We start from the raw sequence: 26,642 nt of genomic DNA, 5'->3' as shown, positions 1-26,642 counted from the left end.
GCCTCCATTCTGTATTCAGGGTGGAGGCGTTTTATTTGGTTTGAAACCATTTAATCTTTTAAATCATAAGATTAAATGGTGTGTTGGTGCTCGGCAATCAGGAGGTCCATGGCAAGATCGGCTTTCTCGTATGCCTCAGCAAAGGATTCTGCTGGATCAAACGGTTCCACGACCTCGTAGTAACACTTCAGTTTTGGCTCGGTTCCAGAAGGGCGAACGATCACTCGCGCACCGCCTGAGAGGTGGTAAATCAGAACGTCACTGGCTGGTAAATCAATGCTTTCTGTTTTGCCATCAGCGTAAGTACGGGTGAGCGCTTTGAGATCTTCCAATACTTCGACATTACGACCCGCAATCATCGTCGGCTGCGCGGCACGCAGTTTGTCACCAACAGGCGGGTCTTTAGGATCCAAGGCTGTACTATGTTGTGCGTTGACATACATACCGTGCTGACGATAAATCGCTTCTAATTGATCCCAAACGGTTTTACCTTGGCTTTTCAGCTCTGCGGTAAGCTGGGCAAACGCAACCAGTGCCGACAATCCGTCTTTATCCCACACTTTGTTGCCAACGGTATAACCGAGTGCTTCTTCATAAGCGAACAAGAACTGCTTCTCTGCGGTTTGTTTTTGCATCGCAATGTTAGTCAGCCACTTAAAGCCCGTCAGGGTTTGGTAGTATTCCGCGCCCATCGCGCGGGCGATTTTACTCAGCAGAGTCGAAGAGACAATAGTGTTGCCAACCAGCTGTTTGTTAGCATCGGTTTTGCTTAATAGGTAGTAACCGAACAGCGAACCCACTTGGTCGCCAGTTAACATTTGGTACTCACCGTCCGGTTTACGTGCTGCAACGGCAAATCGGTCTGCATCCGGATCATTAGCGCAGGCAATATCTGCGTTGTTGGCTTTCGCTAATGCGACAACCATATCCATTGCACCGTCTTCTTCTGGGTTAGGGAAGTTTACTGTTGGGAAGCTACCGTCTGGCTCGCGTTGTTCCTTTACACTGTAAACCTTAGCAAAACCAGCATCTTGCAGAAGTGTCTCTGCCATTTCAGCACCAACACCGTGCATGGCAGTGTAAGCAACGCCAATCGATTCTGGTGCGGTATGGTTAGCCAGTAGTGAATTGGAATTCATTGTGGAGCGGTAGGTTTGATAGTAATCGTCTTTCAGCCAAACGAGCAAACCGTGTTTTTCCGCGTCATCAAGTGACATCAGAGGTACAGGTTTTGTCGCCGCTTGTTCGATTTCGGCCGCGATACCCGAGTCATGGGGGGGAATGATCTGTGCGCCGTTTTCCCAGTACACTTTAAAGCCGTTGTACTCGGGTGGGTTGTGACTCGCAGTAACGACGACCGCCGCCGCTGCGTTGAAGTGTTTGACACCGAAAGCGACAATAGGCGTCGCGGCGACTTTATGGGTCAGATAAACTTTGATACCTAGGCTAGTCAAAACGAATGCTGTATCGTGAGCAAACTGACACGAGTCAGGTCGGCCATCGTAACCAATCACCACACCACGCTGAGCGGCATCTTTGATTTGCTCGATCAGGTAGTGACCAAGTCCTGTCGCGGTTTCCTGGATCACCAATCTGTTCATGCGGTTTGGACCACAACCGACTTTACCACGAAGACCCGCTGTCCCAAATTCGAGACGATGGCTAAATCTGTCTTCTAACTCAGCAATATTTTGCTCGTCTACCAGATGCTGTAACTCTTCTCGTGTACGTGGGTCGGGGTCTTTTTCCAACCAACGCATTATTTGTTCCATCATAGTCTGTCTACCTTCTTCAATCGTTACCCCAAGTGTATGACATTTGGGAGGTTATGGCTGATAACGATTATCATTTATGGTAGCGCAATCGCTAAACTGCGCTTGTGCCAAAGAAGTAATATCACTTTCTTGCACAATCTAAAAACGCCAACTAGTTTTTATTAACATAAATATAACAAATTACATCAATTTTGCTGTTTACAAATAATTCTCTACGTCCCCAAGAATCAGTGGAAATTTTTGCTTGGAAGTCCGAATAGGTCGTCTTGGAAAGCTCGCCAAATAAGGCGAAAAGGCAAAGGAGAGGTCTTTTGAAAAGATTGCAAGTAACATTGTGGCGAGTGACTGGCTTGTTGTTTGCTGGCTATGCTGCTTCCTCCGGTGCAGAAGAACGCACATTCAACATGACAAAGGGTGTCACGGACATTAGTGGCAAAGTCTACGATTTGCACATGTTGATCTTTTACATCTGCTGCGCGATCGCGCTGGTGGTGTTTGGTGCGATGTTTTACTCGATGTATCACCACCGCAAATCCAAAGGCGCAGTCGCTGCTCACTTCCATGAAAGCACCAAAGTCGAAATCATCTGGACGGTGATTCCAATCATCATCCTTGTCTTAATGGCCATTCCGGCGACCAAAACCTTAGTCGCGATGGAAGACACATCTCAATCCGACCTGACAATCAGAATCACCGGCTCTCAGTGGAAGTGGCACTACAGCTATTTTAACCAAGACGTCGAGTTTTACAGCTTGCTCGCCACCAGCCAGAAAGCCATCGACGGTGTGGAAGAAAAAGGCGCGCACTACCTGTTGGAAGTAGACAATCCGTTGGTACTGCCGATCAATCGTAAAGTGAGATTTTTGCTGACTTCGGACGATGTGATCCACTCTTGGTGGGTGCCCGATTTTGCGGTTAAGAAAGACACTGTCCCTGGTTTCATTAATGAGGCGTGGACGAGGATTGATGAACCGGGTGTTTACCGTGGTCAATGTGCCGAACTATGTGGTCGTGCTCATGGCTTTATGCCAATCGTGGTTCATGCCATGGAAGAGGAAGAGTACGACCAATGGCTGATCGCGAAGAAGCAAGAGATCGCCCAAGCAAAAGAAGAAGCGGCGGCTTCACTGACTGCCACTCTGTCTAAAGATGAGTTGATGACATTGGGTGAAAAAACGTATCTAGACCGCTGTGCCGTGTGTCACCAGGTAAGTGGTGCAGGTATCCCCGGAGCATTCCCTGCGATTACTGGTAGTAAAGTGGCGACCGGAGAGGTGTCCACTCATATCGATACGGTGCTTAACGGTCGTCCGGGAACAGCGATGCAGGCGTTTTCGAATCAGCTTACCGACAAAGAAATCGCTGCTGTCGTGACATACCAGCGTAATGGATTAGGCAACAGTACGGGTGATCTTGTTCAGGCATCCGATGTGAACGCGATGCGAGCGTCTGAATCGCCATCCTCTAAGGAGGGAGAATGAAAACGTCCAAACCTGAATCATTAGAAGCGCTCAAGTCTGCGCCGGCGGCGGATGCGGATCTCAGCCGTGCCAACAGCGCTGTTGCCGTTGACGAAGACCATCACCATGAGGCGCCGTCAGGCATCGCGCGTTGGATCTATTCCACCAACCATAAAGACATCGGGACACTTTATCTGTGGTTTAGCTTCATCATGTTCTTAACGGGTGGAGCGATGGCGATGGTGATTCGCGCAGAGCTCTTCCAGCCGGGATTGCAATTAGTCGAGCCGCAGTTCTTTAACCAAATGACGACGGTACACGGCTTAGTCATGGTATTTGGTGCGGTGATGCCAGCATTTACTGGCTTAGCTAACTGGATGATTCCGTTAATGATTGGTGCACCAGATATGGCGCTGCCGCGAATGAATAACCTTAGCTTCTGGATCTTACCGTTCGCGTTTCTGATCTTAATCTCTTCGCTATTTACTTCGGGTGGTGGTCCAGACTTCGGTTGGACTTTTTATGCGCCATTGTCGACGCAATACAGCCCTGACAGCACTGCTTTGTTTGTCTTCTCGGTACACATTATGGGTATCAGTTCGATCATGGGGGCGATCAACGTCATCGTCACCATCGTTAATATGCGTGCGCCGGGCATGACTTGGTTCAAAATGCCGATGTTTGTCTGGACTTGGCTGATCACTGCATTCTTGCTGATCGCCGTGATGCCAGTGCTGGCTGGGGCAGTGACCATGGTGTTAACCGACAAATACTTCGGCACCTCATTCTTTGACGCCGCAGGCGGCGGTGATCCAGTGATGTTCCAGCATATTTTCTGGTTCTTTGGTCACCCAGAAGTGTACATCATGATCTTGCCGTCATTTGGTATCGTCTCGGCGATCATTCCTGCCTTCAGTGGTAAGAAACTGTTTGGTTACCATTCAATGGTTTACGCGACATGCAGCATTGCCTTACTGTCATTCCTTGTTTGGGCGCACCATATGTTTACCACGGGCATGCCAGTATTCGCAGAATTGTTCTTTATGTATTGCACCATGCTGATTGCGGTGCCGACAGGGGTCAAGGTGTTTAACTGGGTCGCGACCATGTGGCGTGGCGCAATGACGTTTGAAACGCCAATGCTGTTTACCATCGCCTTTATCATCCTATTTACTATCGGTGGTTTCTCGGGACTGATGCTTGCTATTGTTCCGGCGGATTTCCAATATCACGATACCTATTTTGTCGTCGCTCACTTCCACTATGTGTTGGTGTCGGGAGCGGTGTTCTCGATTATGGCGGCAGCGTATTACTGGCTACCGAAATGGACCGGACATATGTATGACCGTAAGCTAAGCCTGTGGCACTTCTGGTGTTCGGTGATCTCGGTCAACGTGTTGTTCTTCCCGATGCACTTCCTCGGCCTCGCGGGTATGCCGCGACGTATTCCTGATTACGCCATCCAGTTTGCTGACGTGAATCAAGTGGTGTCGATTGGTGGTTTTGCCTTTGGTTTGTCGCAGTTGATCTTCCTTGCTGTCGTGATCAAATGCATTCGCGGAGGACAGAAAGCGCAAGACAAACCTTGGGAACATGCGGAAGGATTGGAATGGACGGTTCCAAGTCCTGCGCCACACCATACTTTCTCAACACCGCCTAAGGTGGATTAGTGATGGAAGAGCAAAGTAAATCCAATCGCAAGCTGACGCTAAAGCTGCTGGTAGCGGTAGTGGCGATGTTTGGCTTTGGCTTTGCTCTGGTTCCGCTTTACGACGTGATGTGCGATACCTTGGGAATCAATGGCAAAACGAATACCGAATCGGTGCTGCAGCCGCAAGGCATGGTGCCGGACGAGTCGCGTACGATTCGCGTTGAATTCATGGCGCATCTAAACCACGATATGCCGTGGTCGTTTGAGCCAAAACAATCTTTTATGCAAGTCCATCCCGGGCAGGTGATTCAAACCGCCTATCTTGCTAAAAATCTTTCCGATCGAGATATTGTCGGCCAAGCGGTGCCTTCCGTGTCTCCGGGGTTGGGTGCGAGCTATTTCAACAAAATTGAGTGCTTTTGCTTTAACCAACAACCGTTGGCGGCAATGGCGCAGGCGGAAATGCCGCTGATTTTCTACATCGAACCTGATATCCCTGATTCCATTCACACGCTGACGCTGTCTTACACGCTATACGACATTACTCAAAAAGCAGACCCAGCGGCGAAAGTCGCCAGTGTCAGGCAAGCGCGTTTGAATGCTCAACCGCAAGGAGCAAATCAATGAGCTCAAAACATCAGCCTTACTACGTACCAGCACAAAGTAGCTGGCCAATTGTTGGAGCGGTCGCGTTGTTTTTGATCGCAGTCGGGGCAGGAGTCACGGTACAGAATATGGCGGAAGGCGGTGAAGGGAGTGTCTTCGGTAAGGTAATCCTGTTGTCCGGGGTTCTTTTTTTACTCTACATGTTTGCCGGCTGGTTCAGCAGCGTGATCACTGAATCGATGACGGGAAAGTACTCCAACCAAATCTCACGCTCGTTTAGACAAGGGATGAGCTGGTTTATCTTCTCTGAAGTGATGTTCTTCGGTGCATTCTTTGGCGCGTTGTTCTATGCACGAATGGTTGCCGTACCATGGCTTGGAGGAGCAAGTAATAATGCCATGACTCATGAGTTGCTTTGGCCGTCGTTTGAAGCGTTTTGGCCATTAACCACTACGCCTTCAGGAACTACGACAGAGGCAATGAGCTGGCAAGGCATTCCGTTGGTCAACACCGTCATTCTACTCACATCATCGATCACGCTGCACATGGCGCACGTGGCGTTAGAGCAAAACCGCCGGATGGCATTGGTGGTGTGGCTGGAAATTACCATCGTGCTGGCGTGTTTCTTCTTGTACTACCAAGGCGTGGAGTACATACACGCTTATCAGGAGCTAGGGCTTACTTTGCAGTCCGGAGTATACGGCAACACTTTCTTCTTGCTTACAGGCTTCCACGGTATGCACGTGTTGCTCGGCACCATTTTCCTGACAGTGCTTTTAGGACGTATTGCCAAAGACCATTTTACGCCCAATGACCATTTCGGCTTTCAGGCGGGCAGTTGGTACTGGCACTTTGTTGATGTGGTTTGGCTGTGTTTGTTCACGTTCGTTTATGTGTTGTAGGCAAAGCTAGTAAGGGCGAGCATTGGGCTCTATCAACCCGCTGAGTAACGCCGCAATTAGGAGAATAACTGCAAGAGCAGAGAGGAACACGCGTTTACCGAGGTAGAAGCTCATTGGTTTGTCTTGGTTGGCTTCATCTTCGAGGTCTGAACGAGGACCTTTGACCATTTCGAACATTGCTCTGGCGAGATTGACGATGATAAACAGTAATAACACGACCAACAGCAGTTTGAAGATGAATACCATTTGGTTGTCCTTTGTTGGGTTATCGAAGAAGCCCACATTTTGGTTGGGGGTGTTATTAACTGTGGTTGTTTTTTCGGTATTGATCAACTTGGGATTGTGGCAACTTTCACGAGCGGATGAAAAACAGCAGTTAGAGCAAAGGCTTAGCGAGAGAGAATCCGCTGCAATGGTTCCTCTCGCGGAGATAGAGGTAGCCAAGTTTGATTATCTTACTGGTTTACGCGTTGAAGGAATCGTTCGCCCAATGCCAAGCCGATATCTGCTGCTAGACAATCAGACTCATGAGGGCAAGGTCGGGTACTTAGCTTATCAGTTGGTGGCGTTGGCCAACGGTAAACACGTGTTGCTCGAACGCGGGTTTGTCACTGCAGGCGGAACAAGAAGTCACTTACCCAAAGTGGAATGGTTACAAGAGCCATTAGACATTCAGGCGAGACTGTATCAACGCTCAACTAATCCGTTAAGTGATGAGTTGATGTTGGAGCAAGGCGTACCAAGTCGGATTCAGAACTTAAATGTCGTTCAGCTATCCAGTCTTTGGCGGGTTGATATAGAGCCCTACGTGTTGCAACCGATCAATAAACCCTGGCCTTATCCTCAGCCTTGGGTGCCGATTCCGCTTAGCTCGGCGAAACACTTTGGTTATGCGGTGCAGTGGTTTTCGATGGCGGTTGTGCTGGTCATCTTGAGTTTGTGGGTGTTGTACCGAGCGTTAAGAAAAGGAGTTCACCATGAGTAATCCGGTTCTAAGAGGTCGCATTATTTTAATCGCGCTGGTACTGATGTTTGCCTTGCCCGTCGTGGTGGCAAAAACAATATTGGTCAACCATTGGTATCACTCTGGAGTGACCAACAAAGGTGTACTGATTGAACCGCGAACTAGCTTTGAATCTCTTGGGTTAGAAAATCCTTATCAGGGCGCTCAGTGGCAGCTTGGTTATGTTGTGCCAAGTGTTTGTGATGAATTCTGTCGTGAGCAGTTGTACTTGTTAGGACAAAGCCATATTGCACTTGGCAAGTATCAGACAAGAGTGTCCCCGGTTTTGTTGATTACGGATTCCAGCGATATTGGGGCAATAGAGAGCGAAGGTTTCGATACCGTTCATATCAACGGTGAAATGAATCAGGTCTTATCGGACTTCGAATACGTGATTGTCGACCCTTTGGGGCAACTGGTGATGCGCTACCCAAAAGCGCAAGCTCAGGATGAGCTGGTATCCCAGAGTAAGAACGTATTGGCGGATCTGAGAAAGCTGCTTAAGTTGTCGCGCGTTGGCTAACAGGAAAGGGACAAGGAGTGTCGTATATGAGATTGATTAATCTGGTTCGACTCAGCTTAGTACTGACCTTTATTGTGATTATGCTTGGCGCTTATACGCGACTTGCTGATGCGGGGCTGGGCTGTCCTGATTGGCCGGGCTGTTATGGGCATCTGACCGTACCCAATGAAAGTCACGAAATTGCGCTGGCTAAATCGCTTTATCCCTCCCTAACAGTCGAAGCGCACAAGGCATGGTTGGAAATGATACACCGCTACTTTGCAGGAACACTAGGTTTGGTGGTATTTGCAATTACCTTCTTGTGCCTGAGAAGCCGCGCGGTGTCTTTTGGTTTACCGGTATTACTGTCTTTAGTGATTGTGTTTCAAGCACTATTGGGTATGTGGACAGTGACAATGAAACTGATGCCGATTGTGGTGATGGGGCACCTGCTCGGTGGTTTCACCTTGTTCAGTTTGTTGTGTTTACTGTATTGGAAGCTGAGTGATGCCAGCAGTCCTGCATTGGATGAGGTGAAAGCGTCTTCCGGTCTGCGAGTGCTCTCATTGGTGACATTTGGGGCCGTGGTGTTGCAAATCGCTCTCGGCGGCTGGACGTCATCTAACTACGCCGCGCTGATGTGTACCAGTTTGCCGATTTGTCAGGGTGATTGGGTTAACTATTTGGACTTTAAGACCGCTTTCCAACCGCTACAACCCCACAGTGATAGCTACGAGTTTGGCACTTTGGAGTACGGCGCAAGAATGACGATTCACGTTACCCACCGCTTTGGCGCGTTGTTGGTGACATTGCTTTCGCTGGCGCTGGTTTATCGGCTGTTTTGTGCACAAAGTTCGCGGCTTAAGAATGCAGGAAAACGCGTTGCAATGTTGCTTGGGATCCAACTCTTGCTGGGCGTGACCAATGTTTTGTTTAGTTTGCCTCTGGTGGTTGCCGTCGCGCATAACCTTGGCGCGGCGCTGCTTTTAGTCTCAGTGTTGCAGGTCACTTACCTGTTACTGAAACGTACCAGTCAGGTGACGGTAGATTCAGGATTAGTCAGTAAGGAGAGCGTACGATGAGTAAAACCATAAGCTATAGCGCAGAGCACGCAAAATCGACTTGGCGAGTCTATCTTACGCTGACTAAGCCAAAAGTCGTCGCCTTGATGTTGCTGACCGCGCTGGTTGGGATGTGCTTGGCGGTGCCCGGTGCTCTTCCTGTTTACGAAACCATCTTCGGCCTAACTGGGATAGGCTTGATGGCGGGCTCCGCTGCCGCGTTTAACCACCTTATCGACAGGCGTATTGATGCGATTATGGCACGCACGTACAAGCGTCCATTGCCTTCAGGGGATGTGAATGCACTTAGTGTATTTGCGTTTGCGACATCGATTGGTGTGTTTGGTTTTATAGTGCTGTACACCTTAACTAACCCACTGACGGCATGGTTAACGTTCGCTAGTTTGCTCGGGTATGCAGTGATTTACACCATGTACCTAAAACGGGCGACACCGCAAAACATCGTGATTGCAGGGATCGCAGGCGCCATGCCTCCACTATTAGGTTGGACGGCAGTCACCGGAGAACTGCACGCGAATGCTTGGCTACTGGTAATGATCATCTTTATCTGGACGCCGCCACATTTTTGGGCGCTCGCCATTCATCGTAAGGACGACTACGCCAAAGCAAACATTCCAATGCTGCCAGTGACACACGGCGTGGAATACACCAAAACCTCGATACTACTCTACACCGTGTTACTCACATTGGTGTGCTTGCTTCCTGCGTTAGTGGGCATGAGCGGTATGGTCTATTGGGTTGGGGCGATCTGTTTAAGCTTGGGATTTATCGGTTACGCATGGAAACTCAAATTCAATCCCGACAAGCAAACTGCCATCGCGACGTTCAAATTTTCCATTTATCACCTGATGCTCTTATTTGTGCTACTGCTTATTGACCATTATTTAATCTAAGGGACTTTCAACTGACATGGACATCGAGTAACCTTTGTTTCCCACAAAGGAGAACCATTGATGTCCGTGTCTTACCCGTCGAGTTATTTGAGCAAAAGATTGTTATTGTTAATGCTGGTTGTTGTTGTTGGTGGAGCGGCGTCCTTAGCAAAATCTTTAGACTGGTACGCATACGCTGTTTTGGATGTAGAGAAATGGCTCGGTGGCTCTTGGGTGCTGCATTTGTGTGTCGCGACAACACTGGGTTATGTGTCTTCTTGGGCGACGCCTAAACGCCATTATCAACACTCGTCACTTCCACTATCGCCTTGGATATGGTTGCTGCTCTCTTTGGTGACAATCGATGAGTTTTCTCAGATGTTCAATTCTAATCGAGATTTTTCTCTCCTCGATTTAAGCATCAATATTGGTGGAGTACTTGCGGGTAGTCTTATTTATTTCACCTATTATCGTCTTCGCTACACCCGCTAATACGTTGCTTTTCTTGCTGTTTTAACGCTTTGTCCAACCTGCTTAGCCATTGGGCTGGCACTTACTATTTATGGGTGTAATTATTTCTTTACGCTATATGTAAAGTGTAAAATTATCGGAAATATTGCCTTTTGATAAAAATAGTGCTTGCAACCTTGTTTTTTGATAGATAAGTTACAGGGAACAGGAAATAACAAAGTTGAGCATTTATGCACCAACCTTTTAGGTGCGGCGCTCAAACCAAGAAAATAGGAAGTAGTAAGCCATGTTCCAAACCGATGATGTCAGAATTAGTAGAGTAAAAGAATTATTGCCACCAGTTGCTGTTTTAGAGAAGTTTCCAGCGACTGAAACCGCATCTTCAACGACGTTCCGTTCACGTCAAGCGATCTCAGATATTCTCAATGGTAAAGATGATCGCCTATTGGTTATCATCGGTCCATGTTCAATCCATGATCCTGAAGCGGCGATTGAATACGGTAAACGATTGAAAGTGCTGCGTGATGAGTTAGGCGACCGCCTTGAAGTCGTGATGCGCGTTTACTTTGAAAAGCCACGAACCACAGTAGGTTGGAAAGGGCTGATTAACGACCCGTACCTAAACGACACATTCAAGATCAACGATGGTTTGCGCCTTGGTCGTAAACTACTGCTAGACCTGACAGATATGGGCTTGCCGACCGCAAGTGAGTTCCTTGATATGATCACCCCTCAATACGTGGCGGACCTGATCAGCTGGGGTGCTATCGGTGCGCGTACGACGGAATCTCAGGTACACCGTGAGTTAGCGTCTGGTCTTTCTTGCCCGGTAGGTTTCAAAAACGGTACAGATGGCAACATTAAGATTGCATCGGATGCAATTCGCTCAGCAGGCGCGTCTCACCATTTCTTGTCAGTAACTAAATATGGCCACTCAGCCATCGTTGAGACGGCGGGTAACCCAGATTGCCACATCATTCTACGTGGTGGTAAAGAGCCAAACTACAGCGCGCAACACGTTCAAGCGATCAAATCTGAGTTAGAGGGTTCAGGTCTACCACAGAAAGTGATGATCGACTTCAGCCACGCGAACAGCTCTAAACAGTACCAACGCCAAATGTTGGTCGCGGAAGATGTCGCTGGTCAGATCGCTAACGGTGAAGATGCAGTATTCGGCGTGATGATCGAGTCACACCTAGTTGAAGGTCGTCAAGACTTGGTAGACGGCGTTGCACCGACTTACGGTCAATCTATTACTGATGCATGTATCGGTTGGGATGACACTGAAAAAGTATTGCGTCAATTGGCTGGTGCGGTAGAAACGCGTCGTAACAACAAGTAATGGTTTTATCTAGAAAGGGCTCTCATCTGAGAGCCCTTTTTTTGTTAGATGTGGTTTATTTGCCGACAAATGCAACAACCACTTTGTCTTGGCCTAGCGTGCGAGAGAACACATAAGCGGATTCGTTCTCTAGCACCTTATGTAGCCCCGCGCCAATTGCTGGATGGCGTTGTCTGAACTGGCCGAGCGTTTGCCAGTGTTGCAGTAACGATTGGCGTTTTTTATCTAGCTCCCACACCATGTCTGAGCGGGTGCCTTGATGAAAGTCATCTGCGTAAGATCCAAGCTCTCGAGCGACTTCATCTCCGTAATAAACTTGGATCGCTCCAGGGCTGAGCAACAAGGCGTTCGCGGCGCTTTGTTGCATTTCAAATGACTTAAAACGGTCAAAAAACAGTTCGGTGTCGTGTGATGACATGTAACTCACTGGCGTAAAGTCTGGCGTTTCTTGCATTGAATCGGCGTAGTTTTGATACGTCGGCTGCATTTGGCTAAAGCACGCCGCGCCTTTATCCAGTTTCTTCTGCATATCGAAATTAATCAGCGCGTCAAAACCGTCATCAGCATACGGCGAGCGGTAGGCTGAATGTCCCCATACTTCTCCCATCATCCAAAATGGTTCGCCCTGCTGGTTGTTTTGTTTACGCCACTGGTCGAGACTCGCGCTGGCTGATGCTTTTAAACGTTGCCAAACTTCACCTTCAACGTGCTTGACTGTATCAACGCGAAACCCATCGATTCCAAATCGTTTAACCCAGTCAGATTGCCATTCGATTAGATAATCAGAGACGCGGTAGTCCGATTTGACAGCAACACGAGTACCTGGATTGTTTAGCAGCCATTGGGGAGGTTGAACCGCTTGTTCAGACTCGGTCAGGAAGTCGGGTAAGCCTGCTAATGTCATGGTGATATCGCTTGAACCCGGAGGTGTGTAGCTCGGCAAGCCTGCTCTTACCCAATCGGCTCCCCACCAATTCGCCCACTGGTGACTCTGATAGTCTACTGACTTGTGGAAGCTATGCCAATTCTCACCTTCGCTTGGGGACCAGTCTGACCACTGTTTTGGCATCTTACTACTATCGACAACAGGGATACCGTCGAATTGTAGGTCAGCCAATGTTGAATAGCCGGAGTGATTGATGACGGCGTCTAAGAAAACCTTGATGCCTCGTTTGTGAGCTTCGTCCACGAGCTGTTTTAAATCCGCGTCTGTGCCAAAGTTCGCGTCTATTTTGGTGAAATCTCGCGTCCAATAGCCGTGATAGGCGTAAAATGGAAAACTGCCGCTTTCACCGTCGCCAACGAATCCATGCACTTGCTCTACGATTGGCGAAAGCCAAATAACGTCGGTACCTAAGTCTTGAATGTAATCCAGCTTTTCTGTGATCCCTTTCAGGTCGCCACCGTGAAAGGTTCCCACTTCTTGTTTGCCATCTTTCTTGCGCCCATAACTGTTGTCATTAGTCGCATCGGCGTTATTAAAGCGGTCGACCATCACAAAGTAGATATTGGCATTTTGGTAGCTAAAGGGTTGTTTAGTGTCTTCGCTTTCGACCGTTTCAAGCAGTATTAAGCCGCCACTTTCTGCGCTTGGAGTCAGCGTGACACTGCCCTGTGTAACAGTGATGATTTGTCCTGAATAAGCGTCACGCAATTGCGTACCATCCTGAAAGCTATCATCCAAAGCGATCGTCACCGGGCCGCCCGCATACGTTTCGCAGGTGACTTGAGGAATCGGGCGCTTAAAGATGGCGCTAGTGTTTTTTTTCGCTTCTCGGGCAATCGAGAGAGTGTACTGTGTTTGGTCGAACGTGAAAGAGTAATCACCAGCAAAGCGAACCTTTAATTCCAACATGGTCTCTTTGTCGCAGTTCAGTTGCAGTGGGGAACGAAACTTTACTTTTTGTGTAACCGGTGCTTGGCAGTCACCAGACAGTTCAGAGACCTTGATTTGATAGGTTTGCTTCGTCAGCGGCACGACTAATGGTTCTGCTGTGTTTAACGGAAAGTCGCGGCTGGTGGTGGTCGTCGAAAGCGAGAGGGTAGGCTGCGCCAGTGATGCAGTGCTGGCAAGCAATAATCCTATCATGGTGGCTAAGGTTGAGTGTTTCACGTGGCGTCCTGTTCTTATGATGTTTTTTAATCATAAATTGAAGGAGAAGGCCTGACATCATTCCTAGTTTCTACGCCCCAAAACTTGCCGCTGCTCACGCTTTATAGGCGAAGGTAGTAGGGTTAGCTCTGCTCTGTTTGGGTGGCTTTACTGAAGCTCGGTTCACTGCCCTTCAGGTACTTGCGAATCAAGGCTTCGGATATGTCGACACGTCTTGCAAAACCACTGACGCTTTCTTCGCCAATCAGTGATTTGAGGCGCTCGGAAAAACTCATTTTTCGTACTCCAGTTCGAATTAATCGACAGTATACGTTGAGCAAACGGTTAAACAAGCATAGTGTTATAGGCAGATATTTTAGGAGGTAAAATATGGTGTCGAAAGTAACTATCGCCCCGCAAGGACCGGAAATGTCGGAACTGGTCCAAGGCTATTGGCGATTGGCTGAATGGGGTATGACCCCGCAGCAACGACTGTCTTTTTTGAAGCAGCACATTGAACTGGGTATTACGACTGTCGATCACGCTGATATTTATGGTAACTACGAATGCGAAAAATTGTTCGGAGAAGCCATTAAGCTAGAGCCGTCTATTCGTGACCAAATTGAGATCGTGACCAAGTGCGATATCAAATTGTGTGGTGATAAAACTCCAGAACGTAAGATCAACCACTACGATACTGGCGTAGCGCATATCTACGAATCCGTGAACAACTCGCTTGAGCGTTTAAACATTGACTGTATTGACGTGCTGTTGATCCACCGCCCAGACGTGTTGATGGATGCTGATGAAGTAGCGGAAGCATTCAGTGAGCTACACAAAGTCGGTAAAGTGAAACACTTTGGGGTGTCTAACTTTACTCCACGTCAGTTTGAGTTGTTGCAATCGCGTGTTTCTAAACCATTGGTGACCAATCAGGTTGAGATCAACCCACTCAACTTCGAGGTTGCGCACGATGGTACACTCGACCAACTGCAAATGTTGCGTGTTCGACCAATGGCGTGGTCTTGCTTAGGTGGTGGTAGCATTTTCTCAGGTAAAACCGAACAAGCAGAACGTGTACGTGCTGAACTAGAACTGATTCGTCAGGAAGTCGGAGCGAAGAGCATTGATCAAGTGATTTATGCTTGGGTACGTCGCTTACCGTCTAAACCTCTACCAATCATTGGTTCAGGTAAAATTGAACGTGTTTCAGCGGCGGTGGCCGCGATGGACATCGAGTTGACGCGTGAGCAATGGTATCGAGTTTGGGTGGCATCTAAAGGTCATGGTGTGCCATAGAAAGATCGAAGTCGATGACTAAAAAAGCCAGCAATATGCTGGCTTTTTTGTGCTTTCAATCTTGGTTAGCTTTTCCATCTCGGGATTGGATCTGAGAGCACAATCGCTTCATTGGTCATTTGGTGGAAGCGCGCTAAATCGTCAGGTTTGATTGGCTTTGCGTAGTAAAAGCCCTGAATGTACTTCACTCCGAGTTGCTCGAGTTGTTCGATCTGCGACTCGTTTTCTACCCCTTCAGCGATCACTTTCATCCCCAGATCCGCTGCAAGCTGAATCATCGACTTAAGGACTGGTTTAATGTTGGAGTCGGTATGCAGACTCTTAGTGAACACTTGGTCAATTTTAACCACATCAAACTTCATTTGTCGCACTAAGTTCAAACCAGAGTAACCAGTGCCGAAGTCATCAATCGCAATCTCAAAGCCCAGTTGCTGGAAGTGCTTAAGATTGGCGATGGCAATATCTAACTGCTCTGGCGTGAGATCAACGTTTTCGGTCAGTTCTAACACGATGCGACGGACGTATTGCGGGTATCGTTTCGCATAGCTGTTGATGAAGCTAACAAACTCAGGTTTGAGGATCTGGAAACGGCTGATGTTAATGCTGATATAACTTTGACTAACGTAGTTTGGGTTACGTTTTAAGAAACGGGTAACTTCTTTAAACGCGTATTTGGTGATTTGGTCAATCGCACCGAGTTTCTCTGCTAAAGGGATAAATTGCTCAGGTGATATTTGCCCTTGAGCAGGATGATTCCAACGAATCAAAGCTTCGCTACCGACGACAGTTCGTGAGTGGATATCAACGATAGGTTGCAGGTAAAGCTCAATTTGCTCTTGCCTAATCGCGTGCAATAGTGAGTATTCGACCGAGAGCTTTGCCAGTGCTTGATAGCGGACGATGAAATAAATCAGTGATAGCACCAACGCCAGCAAAATCGTTTCTCCCAGATGAGAGAAGTAGTGGGTTCTGTAGGATGCAGGTGTCAGAAAAATGGTCAGTGAAAACGGGTAAAGGTCAGAAGAAAACTCGAATAGGTGATTGCTTTTTAATTGCTGCTCTTGATGGGACTGAATCACTTTGTGGAGCACTTGAATTTGATAGCCGTAGTTACGGCGGTCAAAGGCTGGTGAGATCAGTTCGAGAAATTGGTCTGGGTGTAGCAGAGCGTTGATGCCGCTATCTTTCCCTTCAGAAGTATAGATAAAAAACGTGCTCAGTCGACTTTGTGAATTGCTCAGTGACACTGTGATGTGTTTAGGCGAAGCGGCGATACGTTGTAAAGTCGAATTAAAAAGGCGGATGTTCGTGGGACCTTCATTGGTGCAGTAAACTGCCCCGTTTTTATACAGGCCGATTTCTTTGATCATGTGCGAGTTAAACACGTGCTCTTTCAGTTTTAGCCGATCTTCGAAGGTGCAATTGTTACCGACTCTGTCTTGCAATAACTGCAGGTCATCGGCGATGCCATCAATGTACTGTTCCAACTTAGCGATTGAGTTTTTGCCGTCCGCGATGACGTGTTCGCGGAGCTGATAATGATTAGTGGCTGCAGTAACGAGAAATACGGCAATGAATATTGCGGCGATCGGAATAATATGTGGGAAATGAGTGGAAACTGCTTTCACCACTTTATTTAAAATTGAAGTTATTCGAGTCATTGAGAGTATTTCTGGCCAACAGTCTAGACCCACTATAAAAGGTAAACGCCTACTTATGTTAGCGAAATAAGTATGTTAAGAATTCAATCACGCTAATTATTGGTGTTTGTTAAGTTGTTTCTCATTTTTGAGACAAATCCTGTGGTTTTGATTTTTATAGCACTGACTCAATAGGTTATATAATAATCAATTGAGAGAAATGTTTTGATAAGCATATAGATTTAGTGAAATAGGTCGCAAAAATAAAAGCATCAATTTTGAGCGTTAATTTAGACAATTAAATAACAAAATATCGTTCTGTATACTGTTTTATATCATCTTGTTTCAGATGAAAACGCCTGCAAAATATAGAAAATTATGCAGGCGTATATTATACGTTATGTATATGAAACTAACCGATAATTATCTGGCCTAGAACATAACCTAAGCAGCAAGCACCAATTACGCCGATTAAACCCACAGACATGAATGAATGGTTAAAGTACCACTTGCCGATTTTGGTTGTACCTGAGGTGTCGAAGTTCACCGTTGCGATGTCTGAAGGGTAGTTTGGAATAAAAAAGTACCCGTAAACCGCAGGCATGATACCAATGAGCAGCGCAGGATCTAAACCGAGACCTAAGCCGACCGGTAGCATCATACGCGCGGTTGCGGCTTGCGAGTTGACTACGACAGAAACGATAAACAGCGCTAGCGCGAAAGTCCATGGATAGGTCGTTACCATATCAACGATACCAGATTTGAACTGAGGCATTGCGTATTGGAAGTAAGTATCGGACATCCAAGCAATACCAAAGATAGCGATGGCCGCAACCATACCTGATTTAAACACCACCCCATTTGGCACATTACGCGGATCAGTTTTTGTCGCAAGCAAGATAATACCGCCAAAGCAGAGCATCATCATTTGGATGATGACTGACATCTTAATCGGTTTGTCGCCATCAACGATGGTGCGAATTTCTGGCACCATCGCGATTACAACGATCATCAAGATAGACGCAATAAAGATCAGCACTGAGTTGCGTGCTGAGCTTGGCAGCACTTCATCCAGCGAGGTTGCTGTTGTCGTTTCGATCCGCTTTTTCCACTCAGGGTCTTTCAAGCGTGCTTGGTACTCAGGATCATCGTCTAACTCTTTACCGCGTTTCAAGCTGTAAAGAGACATCAACAATGTACCAAATAGCGTAGCTGGCACGGTGACTAACAAGATAGAAAGTAGAGTGATGTCGTGTTGAATGTCAGCCAATTGCGCTAGGTAGTAAACAACTGCGGCGGAGATCGGCGATGCGGTGATCGCAATTTGAGACGCCACTGACGAAGCCGCCATTGGACGCTCTGGTCGAATACCATTTTTCAGCGCGACATCGCCGATGATCGGCATAATGGAATACACCGCGTGTCCGGTACCCAGTAAAAACGTCATGGTATAGGTGACAAACGGCGCGATTAACGTCACGCGTTTTGGGTTTCTACGCAGTAAACGCTCCGCGACCTGTAACATATATTTTAAGCCGCCCGCCGCTTCAAGAATCGAAGCACAGGTCACCACCGCCAAAATAATCAACATCACCGTAATGGGTGGCGACGTCGGTGGCATCTTAAAGATGAACACCTCGATAACCAAGCCAATACCGGACACTACCCCAAGACCTATGCCACCATAACGGGAGCCAATGTAAAGCATCAGCAATAGGAACAGGAATTCAAAATACAACATACCAATTATCCCTTTTATAATAATAAGATATGTTCATTTTCCGGCGATATTGACCAAGTTGCTGATGGTGCGTTCACACAATATGGACTCACATAAATGGAAAGCGAATATTCTAAGCTAATTCACGGAATCTGAGCCGAAGGTTTCGAAAGTGTGGGGAATAGTGGTGTTAGGATGTAACCAGATGGTGAAATACCTGATTACATTTGAGTTATTTGGCTGACTTATAGGTTGAGACAAAGCAATTAACGGCTTGTTGGATCACCGCTTGAACTTGTTCTTCGGCTGGCGGTGGCTGGTGGGCAAGCAGCTGTGGCCAAAAGACAATCGCCTTGATACTGCCGATAAACTGATCGATCGCTAATGGGATGTTGTCTATTTCTAGTGCGCCCGCCTCAATACCTTGCTGAACCCATTGATGCAATCCATACGTGTCTCCAATCGCTTCAAAACGTTTCATCAGGAGCTGAGAAGTATGCGGACAACGTATGCACTCCGCCATAACCAAACGTGCAGTCATCTGGAAGTCTTCGGTATTGATATAGCACATCTGTTTACGAGTCAGGTCTGTCAACTGCTGCTCGATTGAAACAGAAGGTTCAAACTTCAGCTCACATTGGTCATCAAAGCGGCACATCAGTCTATCTACAATCACTTCAAACAGGGCGTCTTTGTTGGGGTAGTACTTGTAAAGCGTGCGCTTGGATACTCCCGCATGCTTTGAAATACCTTCCATGCTTGCCTGCTCAAACCCTTTATGAGAAAAAACCTCAATAGCGGATTTGATGATATCTTCTTGTTTTATATCACTTCTTTTAATCATGAACTCAACCTACTACAACCAAAAGTAAACGATGGTGTTTCCTTTTGTTTTGTTGTGCCTAAAGTATACATCATCGTTTACTTTTTGGAATGGTCGGATAGGACATGAGAATGAGCAATGTGATCAACGGCTTCCGCGCTGTCTAAGCCGGGCCTGTTTAATATGGCGTTTATCGGAGTTGCTGCAAATGCAAAAGGTGGAAAAGGCTTTTCGGTTGAAAACTGGGGCTACATGCCGGCGCACCAAGCAAGCATTGACTAATCCAGTCTCAGTGAACATGAATAAAATTACAGCCCCGATTATCGGGGCTGAATGGTTTATTGTTGACGTTCGTTTTGCGGCTGAACAGTGGCGAACTTACAACTGTCGAAAAATGTTCCGTACAAATATCAAATACCTAATGTACGAAATACAGGGTACATACATGCACCATAGGTGTTGAGTGATTCACCGACTCTTGTAGAAGAAATTGTTGCCAAAGGGTAGTCTTGGCCGAATTTCTGCCAAGCCGCTTTCAGGTTCATTTCTTTAATCAATGCGGTGCTTAATTGACTAGGACATTCTCCACCTATTACTAAACAGTCTGGGTCTAACCAACCCAATGTTAAAAATATCACTGGTTTAAGTTGCTCTGCGGCGCTCACCACCCAGTCTCTAACTATCGGGTCAGAGTCATTGGGAATATCGTCTACCGAGTGTATGTCATAGCCAGCATCAATGAGAGACTGCACTAATTTACGCACGGTTGGACGCTTTTCATCACCTACAACGGAAAAGTAAGTGCCTATTTCGCCGGCGTTCATACGGCTACCACAATACAATTGGCCATTGACGATGGCGCCGCCCCCAACACCATGACCAACCTCAATCAGAACCATATTATTGACATTGGGCCATCGGCCGGAATAGTACTCACCAACCACAGCGGCATTACAATCGTTATCTATCCACACTGGCCAATCGAAGTAAGCGCCAAACTTTTCTGATAGCGGCACTGAACGCCAATGAGCCAGTGCTTGTATTGTATGTACCGTTTTACCATCGGCGTTTGTCGGACCTGGCATTGATACGCCAATGCCCAATATTCTTGCACGATGTAGCTTATGTTTATCGATAAGTGAATGAATTCGTCTATGCAGTTTATCAAGCACTTCCTCGATAGGTGATGCTTCGGTATATGGCATACTGACTTGTTCTAGTACTTCGCCACAAAAATTCGCAAGGCCGATTTCGATTTGCTTGATTCGAAATGCTACACCAAAAGAAAAGGCTCCGTATGGGTTTAACTCAAGTGGAATAATAGGCTGGCCTCGACCAATTCGTTCTCTCGTCCCTTCCTTGATTAAATTCATTGCCAGTAACTCTTTCGAGAGGCTGGTAACACTTCCGCTTCTTAGACCTGTCAATTCAACGATTTTCGCTCTAGACACTGACCCATGTTGGCGACAAATGGCCAGCAATTTTTTTTGTCCTGGTGTCAGTTCTAGTTGAACGGGTTTAACCGGATTTAGCATGTGTTTTCCTTAGATCGGTTCCATTTCCGCTTCTCGAATCATGGCGCTAATCATATCAATATCATCGTGGCTGAGCATGTCAATTAGTCCCTTGTTAATCCAACTAATAATTTCATTGTATACATCGTAACCATAATAAGTGTCGAACCAACGAGCGGTGTTCACATTGTTACCCTTATTCGGCAGAAATAGTCGAGTGCTCAACCCTGCTTGTTTGTATTGCATCAGTACTTCTTCAGTCACATGGGGGTATTCAACACAAACACTCTGTGCGTTAGAAGCGAGCACTGCTCCTAATTGATCTTGGTATCGAGCTAAGGTGACAACCTGAAGAGCGACCTCTGGTAGCAGTGTTTTGACTCTATTAATTAGCGTGTGGTCAAAGCTAAGCAACAAGATGTGTTCTAGTGCAACTTGATCTTTTCCCTTCATCAATTGAACAAAAGTACGGGCAAATTCTTCATGCCTGCGGCGCTGCTTTGCTTCAACAACCAGTCCAACACCATTATTGATCGCCCAATCTAAGATTTCTTCAAACGTTGAGATAGGCGTTGATACGTGTTTTTCGCCAAACCAAGCACCAAAATCAAACTGTTGTAGCTCTGTCAAAGACATCTGTTCGACATACCCAGAACCGTTTGACGTCCTATCAATACTTGGATCGTGGATAACCACAAGGTGATTGTCAGCGGTCATCGCTATGTCAATTTCGATACAGGTTACGCCTTTGTCAACGGCACTTTGAAAAGCGGGAAGAGTATTTTCAGGGTAAAACAAGCAGTCACCTCGGTGGGGATTTACCAACACTTTACCGGATTGAGTCACATTGAATTTAAAAGTCATCTGTATGTTTCCTACTCATGTTAAGCTTTTTTAAAAAGTATAATATGAGTTTCCTCCCATGCCTCATTGTTGTCAATACAAAATAATGAAAAATAAAATATCTTTAAAATCAGTTACTTGGTGTTTTTACTTGTGATCTGAGTATTATTTTTGTGCCGTTTTTGTCGCTTGTTAATAATTTTGACATAAACTAAATCTATTCTGATTTACAAATTAAGCTTTCATTAAAAGGTTATTCAATGAGTGTGCTAGAGCTTCGTTCCATTACCAAAAAGTACGGTGACTTTTATGCATCGAAAGACATTTCATTTGTAGTCGAGAAAGGGGAGTTTGTTACCTTACTCGGGCCAAGTGGTTGTGGAAAAACAACATTGTTAAAAATGATCGGTGGATTTCAACAACCTACTGAAGGTGAAATTTTGATTGCGAACCGTGACGTTACGAATGTCACGCCAGAGAAACGTGATACAGCGATGTGTTTTCAATCCTACGCATTGTTTCCGCACTTAAGTGTTTCTCACAATATCTGTTTCGGACTTGAACAACAGAAAGTTGACAAGCGTGAGCAGCAAGAGCGTTTAAGTGACATTCTTCACCAAGTTGGATTGCAAGATCACAAAGATAAGCTACCAGGGCAGCTGTCTGGCGGTCAGCAGCAACGTGTTGCCTTAGCTCGAGCGATGGTGACAAGACCTGACATCATCTTATTTGATGAGCCACTTTCAAACTTAGATGCCAAAATGCGTGAAGGCGTTCGCTTCGAAATTAAAGAACTCCAGCGCCAACACAATCTTACCTCAATATATGTAACGCACGACCAAGCTGAAGCATTGGCGATGAGCGATCGCATTATTGTTCTCAATCGCGGGGAAATAGAACAAGTCGGCACACCCGAAGACATTTACTTCCGTCCTACTAGCCGATTCGTCGCGGACTTTATTGGTGCTGCCAATATCCATACGGCGTATGTTGAACGCAACAGCAACAGTGGTAACTACAATGTGAGCTGCGATATGGGTGAGTTCCATGTTGAGTCTGAGACTCCACCAGTTGATGACAATATCTATATCTGTTGGAGACCAGAAGATGCCACTGTTTGTGAACCAGGAAAGCCAAACAGTTTTGCGCTAACGGTTAGCTCGGTCGCTTTTCAGGGGGATACCTTAAGCGTATTTGGTTGGGTTGGAAGCTTAAATGAACACAAAGTTCGCGTCCAACTGGCAGGCCGGTTAGATATCAAACACGGTGATGTTTTACATATTCAGTTGCCAAGTTACGCAATGCGATTTTTAGAAAAGGTGAGCGCATGAACATAAAACCTTATCTGCTCATCATTCCTGGCGTTGGCACAATTGTCCTATTGATGGGAAGCGCGCTGTATGTTGTTGTCGTACAAAGCTTTGGTATGTCGGACGGAACATCCGCTACTCTCGAATATTGGAATGCCATGTTAAACGATGTCATTCTTTGGCGTTCTGTCGGTTACTCACTACGTACGTCTTTTCTCGGCACGCTAGGTGCGGTGATGTTTGCGTATCCTATCGCACTCTGGTTGCAAAAAGAGATCCCAGCAAAACCTGCCATTATTGGTTTGTTACGTGCACCTATGTTCGTTCCTGGCTTGGTCGCGGCGTTTTTATTGATGAACGTTATCGCTTATCACGGCATATTTAATGAATCACTCATGATGCTTGGTGTGATCGATAAACCATTGCGTCTCGCCAATGATGAGTTTGGCTGGAGCATCGTAGTTCTACAAATCTGGAAAAACTTACCCTTTGCGCTCATTTTAATCACCGGAGCGATCGCCAGTATTCGTACTGATCTTATGGATGCCGCTCTTGATTTGGGTGCATCACGCTGGTCTCGTTTTTGGAATGTTGTTTTTCCACTCACCATCCCAGCACTACAAGCGACTTCTATTCTCATTTTCATTGGTGCACTCGGCGATTTTTCATTCGCCGCCGTAGCGGGTTCGCGTAGTAGCTACTCTCTTGCCATGCTGATGAATATTACTGCTTTGCAATATTATGAGTGGGAAAACTCGGCAGTGATTGCAATGGTCATTATGTTGCTTGCTGGTCTATCTGCGGTGGTATTAACCCTTCTTACACAGCCTTTTGCAACACGTAAAAAACCAATTGTTAAATGGGAGGATGCGAAATGAAGTTAACGAAATCTCGCTCAAATGCCAGTTGGATAATCATCATTTCCATTGCTTTTTTCCTCATTGTAAATGTTATTTGGCTTGGCATTCCGTTTTCAATGGCAATTCTATGGTCTGTGGTTGACCCTGCGCATCCTTGGAGCTACCCAGATTTGTTTCCCACGGTGCTATCGTTTGGTCGTTGGGTTGACGTGTGGCAAACCACCTCACTGCCTGATGCATTACGTAACAGCTATACGCTTGCACCTGCAGTCGCTTTACTGACCGTAACTCTTGCGTTGCCAACCGCTTATGCGTTCGGGCGGATGGAGTTTAGAGGTAAAAAAGTGGCAGAAATGGTTTCTCTTTTACCTATGGTAATGCCATCAATGATCTTGGCGGTTTTTTTTAGTTCTATGTTGCTGGAGCTGGGATTAACCGAGCCTTACCTGAACATCGTTATTGCTCACACTGTACTTGCGCTGCCGTATGCAATACGAATTTTATCTGCGGGATTTAAAGCCATTCCTCAAGATCTTATCGATGCTTGTGCTGATATGGGCGCAGGCAAAATTGGTACCTTTAAACACGCTTTTTTACCGATGCTTAAGCCAAGCCTTCTCGCATCTACGATCTTTTGCCTAGTGATCAGTATCGAAGAGTTCAATATGGCATACGTGTTAGGTGCCCCTGACTTTATCACTGTTCCAACTATCTTGTATTCGTTTTTAGGTTATTCCTTTATTCGACCTGACGCAGCTGTTGTGTCGTTGATACTGGTGATACCGAACGTATTACTGATGTTGGTGATTGAACGCCTATTAAAAGGAAACTACTTGTCCCAATCTACCGGGAAAGCTTAGAACAATGGAGATTATTATGAAGAAAGTATCTGCTCTGTCACTACTGGTAGCGGCGATGGCATTGCCAGCCTCAGCGTATGACATCAACAGCATGAGCTGGGAAGAAATCGAAGCTCAAGCGAAAGAAGAGGGTTCAGTTACATTTTCAGTCTGGTACTTACAACCAGCATGGCGTGAGTTTGTGAAAGCGTTTGAAGATGAAACAGGAATCACCGTAAGAATCCCTGAAGGGACACTGGATGCGAATCGCAACAAGCTTGTTGCAGAAGCACGACGTGACGAAGGCGCTATGGATGTTGTTGCGTTAGGCGCGGCGACAATGAAGACATTCGACTTCCAAGAGACGCTATTAAAGCTTGATAAGTTGCCGGAGCTTAGCAAGCTAAAAACCAAGTCAGAGGGTGTGGATTCTCAAGGTTATGGCGTCACATTCTGGGGAAATCAAACCGGTCTAGCCTATGATCCGGCACGCATTGATGAGAGTGAGCTACCACAAACTTTCGCAGAACTAGAGCAGTATATTAAGAACAACCCGCACAGCTTTGGCGTGAATGATCCTAACGGTGGCGGTTCTGGTGGTCGTTTTATTGAAGCCGCTATTCGCCAAATCAATGGTGAACAAAACTTAACCGATGTGGTTGATAAAAAAGTCGTCAAATCGTGGTCGAAAACGTGGGACTGGTTTCAAGCAAATAAAGGCAACATGCTCATCACAGCGTCAAATGCGGATAGCCTAACACGAATTAATGATGGTGAAATTACTATCGCACCTGCTTGGGAGGACCACCTTGCTGGGCTACAAGAGCGTGGCGCAATCACTAAACGCATCAAATTCTATATTCCGGAATTTGGTATGTCTGGTGGCGGTAACTTTGTCACTATTGCACGCAACACGCGAAATCCTGCAGCTTCGCTGGTGTTTGTTGATTGGTTGACCTCTGCCAAAGCTCAGGGTTTATTGAATAAGCAATTTGGTAGCGCACCGCAGCACCCGGAGGCTGACGCTTCTAACTCGTTGGTGTCAAACGAAATGCGTGCTAACTCTACAGCGCCTTTTAGCGCAGCTTATGCTTCGCAAATAAGCAAGCAATTCACACGTAAGGTGTTGATGCAATAATTGAGCTACTCTAACTGCCTAAGCTACCTACTAGGGACGTTTAGGCAGTTTACCACTCACATTCAATTACAAAGATCCCGTCTTAATTTCTACGACAAGTTCCATCATGGAAAAAGCAAAGTGGACACTCAAGGTTGAGCTTTTGGCAAACGTACTCCGTACGGGGGTAACTTAGAATGTCTCAGAATGATGGGCAGGAAAGAAAAAGCGAGAAAACTTTAATAATCGAGTAAGTAAAATGTTTAACGTTGAATTTAACCCTGTGGAACATCCACATCGTCGTTTCAACCCATTAACAGGACAGTGGGTTTTAGTCTCTCCACATCGTGCTAAACGCCCGTGGAGCGGAGCAGATGAATCGTTGGCGTTGGATGAGTTACCAAGCTATGACGAAAAATGTTTCCTTTGTCCAACCAATGAGCGCATTTCTGGTGACGTAAACCCAGATTACCAAAACACCTATGTGTTCAATAATGATTTCGCTGCGTTGATGGTCGACTCGCCAGATGCTCCAGAGTCGGATAACCCATTGTTCAAAACTCAAGGTGTACGTGGTTTAAGTCGGGTAATTTGTTTCTCGCCCGATCATAGCAAAACTTTGCCTGAACTATCGGTCAATAAAATTCGTCGTGTGGTTGACACTTGGAATGAGCAAATAGAAGAGCTGGGTAAAGATTTCATTTGGGTTCTAGCGTTTGAAAACAAAGGCGATACCATGGGATGCTCGCAACCCCATCCACACGGACAAATATGGGCAAATAGCTTCCTACCCAATGAAATCGAACGTAAAGAGCGCAATCTTAAAGCGTACTACCAAGCAAACGGCAGCAATCTGTTGGTAGACTATGTTCAGGCTGAGTTAAAAGATGGTACTCGCGTTGTGGTTGAAACCGAGTAC

At 46.5% G+C, this 26,642-nt stretch carries 24 protein-coding genes and 1 pseudogene; 16 read left to right on the top strand and 9 right to left on the bottom strand.

Annotation, left to right across the window (positions count from 1 at the left end; all coding sequences use genetic code 11):
* Positions 1-71: 71 nt before the first annotated feature.
* Entirely contained in the window at positions 72-1,775 is a 1,704-nt protein-coding gene (locus HCZ42_RS04985; RefSeq protein ID WP_167419641.1) for a phospho-sugar mutase, read from the bottom strand.
* 350 nt (positions 1,776-2,125) lie between these two features.
* On the opposite strand from HCZ42_RS04985, the gene coxB reads away from it, so the two are divergent.
* The 4 genes from coxB to HCZ42_RS04965 are packed head-to-tail and all read left to right on the top strand — an operon-like array spanning position 2,126 to position 6,394.
* On the top strand, positions 2,126-3,256 hold the full coding sequence (coxB, locus tag HCZ42_RS04980) for a cytochrome c oxidase subunit II (protein ID WP_439848984.1): 1,131 nt from the start codon (positions 2,126-2,128) through the stop codon (positions 3,254-3,256).
* Positions 3,253-4,905 (top strand): cytochrome c oxidase subunit I, encoded by a 1,653-nt coding sequence (gene ctaD, locus HCZ42_RS04975; protein WP_167419639.1) that lies wholly within the window; start codon positions 3,253-3,255, stop codon positions 4,903-4,905. Before coxB ends, ctaD begins: the two co-directional genes overlap by 4 nt.
* A 2-nt stretch (positions 4,906-4,907) precedes the next feature.
* Positions 4,908-5,513 carry a cytochrome c oxidase assembly protein gene (locus HCZ42_RS04970; protein WP_167419638.1) on the top strand — a complete coding sequence of 202 codons (606 nt, stop codon included), beginning with the start codon at positions 4,908-4,910 and terminating at the stop codon, positions 5,511-5,513.
* Positions 5,510-6,394, top strand: coding sequence for a cytochrome c oxidase subunit 3 (locus HCZ42_RS04965; RefSeq protein WP_167419637.1), 885 nt, complete (start codon positions 5,510-5,512; stop codon positions 6,392-6,394). Before HCZ42_RS04970 ends, HCZ42_RS04965 begins: the two co-directional genes overlap by 4 nt.
* Positions 6,395-6,400: 6 nt before the next feature.
* On the opposite strand, the gene HCZ42_RS04960 is transcribed toward HCZ42_RS04965, so the two are convergent.
* Positions 6,401-6,640 (bottom strand): DUF2909 domain-containing protein, encoded by a 240-nt coding sequence (locus tag HCZ42_RS04960; RefSeq protein ID WP_167419636.1) that lies wholly within the window; start codon positions 6,638-6,640, stop codon positions 6,401-6,403.
* Here HCZ42_RS04960 and HCZ42_RS04955 point away from each other — a divergent pair.
* From HCZ42_RS04955 to aroG, 6 genes are all read left to right on the top strand, one after another.
* Positions 6,630-7,379, top strand: coding sequence for an SURF1 family protein (locus HCZ42_RS04955; RefSeq protein WP_167419635.1), 750 nt, complete (start codon positions 6,630-6,632; stop codon positions 7,377-7,379). The two genes, HCZ42_RS04960 and HCZ42_RS04955, sit on opposite strands and share 11 nt — an antisense overlap.
* Positions 7,372-7,920: a hypothetical protein gene (locus tag HCZ42_RS04950; RefSeq protein ID WP_167419634.1), complete on the top strand. Its 549-nt coding sequence runs from the start codon at positions 7,372-7,374 to the stop codon at positions 7,918-7,920. Before HCZ42_RS04955 ends, HCZ42_RS04950 begins: the two co-directional genes overlap by 8 nt.
* A gap of 26 nt (positions 7,921-7,946) precedes the next feature.
* Entirely contained in the window at positions 7,947-8,981 is a 1,035-nt protein-coding gene (locus HCZ42_RS04945; protein WP_167419633.1) for a COX15/CtaA family protein, read from the top strand.
* On the top strand, positions 8,978-9,874 hold the full coding sequence (gene cyoE, locus HCZ42_RS04940) for a heme o synthase (RefSeq protein ID WP_167419632.1): 897 nt from the start codon (positions 8,978-8,980) through the stop codon (positions 9,872-9,874). The genes HCZ42_RS04945 and cyoE overlap by 4 nt, the downstream gene beginning before the upstream one ends.
* Before the next feature lie 60 nt (positions 9,875-9,934).
* Positions 9,935-10,345: a hypothetical protein gene (locus HCZ42_RS04935; RefSeq protein ID WP_167419631.1), complete on the top strand. Its 411-nt coding sequence runs from the start codon at positions 9,935-9,937 to the stop codon at positions 10,343-10,345.
* A gap of 265 nt (positions 10,346-10,610) precedes the next feature.
* On the top strand, positions 10,611-11,666 hold the full coding sequence (gene aroG / locus HCZ42_RS04930) for a 3-deoxy-7-phosphoheptulonate synthase AroG (protein ID WP_167419630.1): 1,056 nt from the start codon (positions 10,611-10,613) through the stop codon (positions 11,664-11,666).
* 55 nt (positions 11,667-11,721) lie between these two features.
* Here aroG and HCZ42_RS04925 read toward each other — a convergent pair whose 3' ends face one another.
* Both HCZ42_RS04925 and HCZ42_RS04920 read right to left on the bottom strand, forming a co-directional pair.
* Complete coding sequence (locus HCZ42_RS04925; protein WP_167419798.1) at positions 11,722-13,755, bottom strand: alpha-amylase; 2,034 nt, start codon at positions 13,753-13,755, stop codon at positions 11,722-11,724.
* Positions 13,756-13,916: 161 nt separating this feature from the next.
* Positions 13,917-14,054: pseudogene (locus tag HCZ42_RS04920) on the bottom strand (XRE family transcriptional regulator); the annotation flags it as partial.
* A gap of 94 nt (positions 14,055-14,148) precedes the next feature.
* On the opposite strand from HCZ42_RS04920, the gene HCZ42_RS04915 reads away from it, so the two are divergent.
* Complete coding sequence (locus HCZ42_RS04915; protein ID WP_167419629.1) at positions 14,149-15,057, top strand: aldo/keto reductase; 909 nt, start codon at positions 14,149-14,151, stop codon at positions 15,055-15,057.
* Between the two features lie 65 nt (positions 15,058-15,122).
* Here HCZ42_RS04915 and HCZ42_RS04910 read toward each other — a convergent pair whose 3' ends face one another.
* The 5 genes from HCZ42_RS04910 to HCZ42_RS04890 all read right to left on the bottom strand — a co-directional run bounded on the left by HCZ42_RS04910 (position 15,123) and on the right by HCZ42_RS04890 (position 21,618).
* Positions 15,123-16,718, bottom strand: a complete 1,596-nt coding sequence (locus HCZ42_RS04910) for an EAL domain-containing protein (RefSeq protein ID WP_167419628.1) — start codon at positions 16,716-16,718, stop codon at positions 15,123-15,125.
* A 391-nt stretch (positions 16,719-17,109) separates the two neighbouring features.
* Positions 17,110-18,438, bottom strand: a complete 1,329-nt coding sequence (locus HCZ42_RS04905) for an anaerobic C4-dicarboxylate transporter (RefSeq protein WP_167419627.1) — start codon at positions 18,436-18,438, stop codon at positions 17,110-17,112.
* 211 nt (positions 18,439-18,649) lie between these two features.
* Positions 18,650-19,261 (bottom strand): TetR/AcrR family transcriptional regulator, encoded by a 612-nt coding sequence (locus HCZ42_RS04900; RefSeq protein ID WP_167419626.1) that lies wholly within the window; start codon positions 19,259-19,261, stop codon positions 18,650-18,652.
* Between the two features lie 389 nt (positions 19,262-19,650).
* On the bottom strand, positions 19,651-20,775 hold the full coding sequence (locus HCZ42_RS04895) for an ROK family transcriptional regulator (protein WP_167419625.1): 1,125 nt from the start codon (positions 20,773-20,775) through the stop codon (positions 19,651-19,653).
* 9 nt (positions 20,776-20,784) lie between these two features.
* Entirely contained in the window at positions 20,785-21,618 is an 834-nt protein-coding gene (locus tag HCZ42_RS04890; RefSeq protein WP_167419624.1) for a glycerophosphodiester phosphodiesterase, read from the bottom strand.
* Between the two features lie 239 nt (positions 21,619-21,857).
* Here HCZ42_RS04890 and HCZ42_RS04885 point away from each other — a divergent pair, with 239 nt between their 5' ends.
* From HCZ42_RS04885 to galT, 5 genes are all read left to right on the top strand, one after another.
* Positions 21,858-22,928 carry an ABC transporter ATP-binding protein gene (locus tag HCZ42_RS04885; RefSeq protein WP_167419623.1) on the top strand — a complete coding sequence of 357 codons (1,071 nt, stop codon included), beginning with the start codon at positions 21,858-21,860 and terminating at the stop codon, positions 22,926-22,928.
* The gene (locus tag HCZ42_RS04880; RefSeq protein ID WP_167419622.1) at positions 22,925-23,785 is read left to right on the top strand and encodes an ABC transporter permease; all 861 of its coding nucleotides are present in this window, start codon (positions 22,925-22,927) and stop codon (positions 23,783-23,785) included. Before HCZ42_RS04885 ends, HCZ42_RS04880 begins: the two co-directional genes overlap by 4 nt.
* On the top strand, positions 23,782-24,627 hold the full coding sequence (locus HCZ42_RS04875; protein WP_167419621.1) for an ABC transporter permease: 846 nt from the start codon (positions 23,782-23,784) through the stop codon (positions 24,625-24,627). Before HCZ42_RS04880 ends, HCZ42_RS04875 begins: the two co-directional genes overlap by 4 nt.
* Before the next feature lie 16 nt (positions 24,628-24,643).
* A complete protein-coding gene (locus HCZ42_RS04870; RefSeq protein ID WP_167419620.1) occupies positions 24,644-25,744 on the top strand; it encodes an ABC transporter substrate-binding protein in 1,101 nt (366 codons plus the stop codon).
* A 238-nt stretch (positions 25,745-25,982) separates the two neighbouring features.
* Positions 25,983-26,642: galactose-1-phosphate uridylyltransferase (galT, locus tag HCZ42_RS04865; protein ID WP_167419619.1), on the top strand; the 660-nt coding region annotated here is incomplete at its 3' end.

The sequence above is a fragment of the Vibrio hepatarius genome, assembly GCF_011806575.1.
GTDB classification, from domain to species: Bacteria; Pseudomonadota; Gammaproteobacteria; order Enterobacterales; family Vibrionaceae; genus Vibrio; species Vibrio hepatarius_A.
The sequence above is the reverse complement of the archived record's forward strand: the minus strand, read 5'-3'. Positions and strand labels throughout refer to the sequence as shown.

Bases quoted from the DNA above. Each gene is read 5' to 3' on its own strand.
- HCZ42_RS04905 (WP_167419627.1), bottom strand. From the start codon at position 18,438: ATGTTGTATTTTGAATTCCTGTTCCTATTGCTGATGCTTTACATTGGC.
- HCZ42_RS04925 (WP_167419798.1), bottom strand. From the start codon at position 13,755: ATGATAGGATTATTGCTTGCCAGCACTGCATCACTGGCGCAGCCTACC.
- HCZ42_RS04945 (WP_167419633.1), top strand. From the start codon at position 7,947: ATGAGATTGATTAATCTGGTTCGACTCAGCTTAGTACTGACCTTTATT.
- HCZ42_RS04885 (WP_167419623.1), top strand. From the start codon at position 21,858: ATGAGTGTGCTAGAGCTTCGTTCCATTACCAAAAAGTACGGTGACTTT.
- HCZ42_RS04960 (WP_167419636.1), bottom strand. From the start codon at position 6,640: ATGGTATTCATCTTCAAACTGCTGTTGGTCGTGTTATTACTGTTTATC.
- HCZ42_RS04965 (WP_167419637.1), top strand. From the start codon at position 5,510: ATGAGCTCAAAACATCAGCCTTACTACGTACCAGCACAAAGTAGCTGG.
- HCZ42_RS04950 (WP_167419634.1), top strand. From the start codon at position 7,372: ATGAGTAATCCGGTTCTAAGAGGTCGCATTATTTTAATCGCGCTGGTA.
- HCZ42_RS04890 (WP_167419624.1), bottom strand. From the start codon at position 21,618: ATGACTTTTAAATTCAATGTGACTCAATCCGGTAAAGTGTTGGTAAAT.
- HCZ42_RS04970 (WP_167419638.1), top strand. From the start codon at position 4,908: ATGGAAGAGCAAAGTAAATCCAATCGCAAGCTGACGCTAAAGCTGCTG.
- HCZ42_RS04985 (WP_167419641.1), bottom strand. From the start codon at position 1,775: ATGATGGAACAAATAATGCGTTGGTTGGAAAAAGACCCCGACCCACGT.
- HCZ42_RS04910 (WP_167419628.1), bottom strand. From the start codon at position 16,718: ATGACTCGAATAACTTCAATTTTAAATAAAGTGGTGAAAGCAGTTTCC.
- HCZ42_RS04880 (WP_167419622.1), top strand. From the start codon at position 22,925: ATGAACATAAAACCTTATCTGCTCATCATTCCTGGCGTTGGCACAATT.
- HCZ42_RS04870 (WP_167419620.1), top strand. From the start codon at position 24,644: ATGAAGAAAGTATCTGCTCTGTCACTACTGGTAGCGGCGATGGCATTG.
- HCZ42_RS04900 (WP_167419626.1), bottom strand. From the start codon at position 19,261: ATGATTAAAAGAAGTGATATAAAACAAGAAGATATCATCAAATCCGCT.
- HCZ42_RS04875 (WP_167419621.1), top strand. From the start codon at position 23,782: ATGAAGTTAACGAAATCTCGCTCAAATGCCAGTTGGATAATCATCATT.
- cyoE (WP_167419632.1), top strand. From the start codon at position 8,978: ATGAGTAAAACCATAAGCTATAGCGCAGAGCACGCAAAATCGACTTGG.
- ctaD (WP_167419639.1), top strand. From the start codon at position 3,253: ATGAAAACGTCCAAACCTGAATCATTAGAAGCGCTCAAGTCTGCGCCG.
- HCZ42_RS04895 (WP_167419625.1), bottom strand. From the start codon at position 20,775: ATGCTAAATCCGGTTAAACCCGTTCAACTAGAACTGACACCAGGACAA.
- HCZ42_RS04915 (WP_167419629.1), top strand. From the start codon at position 14,149: ATGGTGTCGAAAGTAACTATCGCCCCGCAAGGACCGGAAATGTCGGAA.
- HCZ42_RS04935 (WP_167419631.1), top strand. From the start codon at position 9,935: ATGTCCGTGTCTTACCCGTCGAGTTATTTGAGCAAAAGATTGTTATTG.
- HCZ42_RS04955 (WP_167419635.1), top strand. From the start codon at position 6,630: ATGAATACCATTTGGTTGTCCTTTGTTGGGTTATCGAAGAAGCCCACA.
- aroG (WP_167419630.1), top strand. From the start codon at position 10,611: ATGTTCCAAACCGATGATGTCAGAATTAGTAGAGTAAAAGAATTATTG.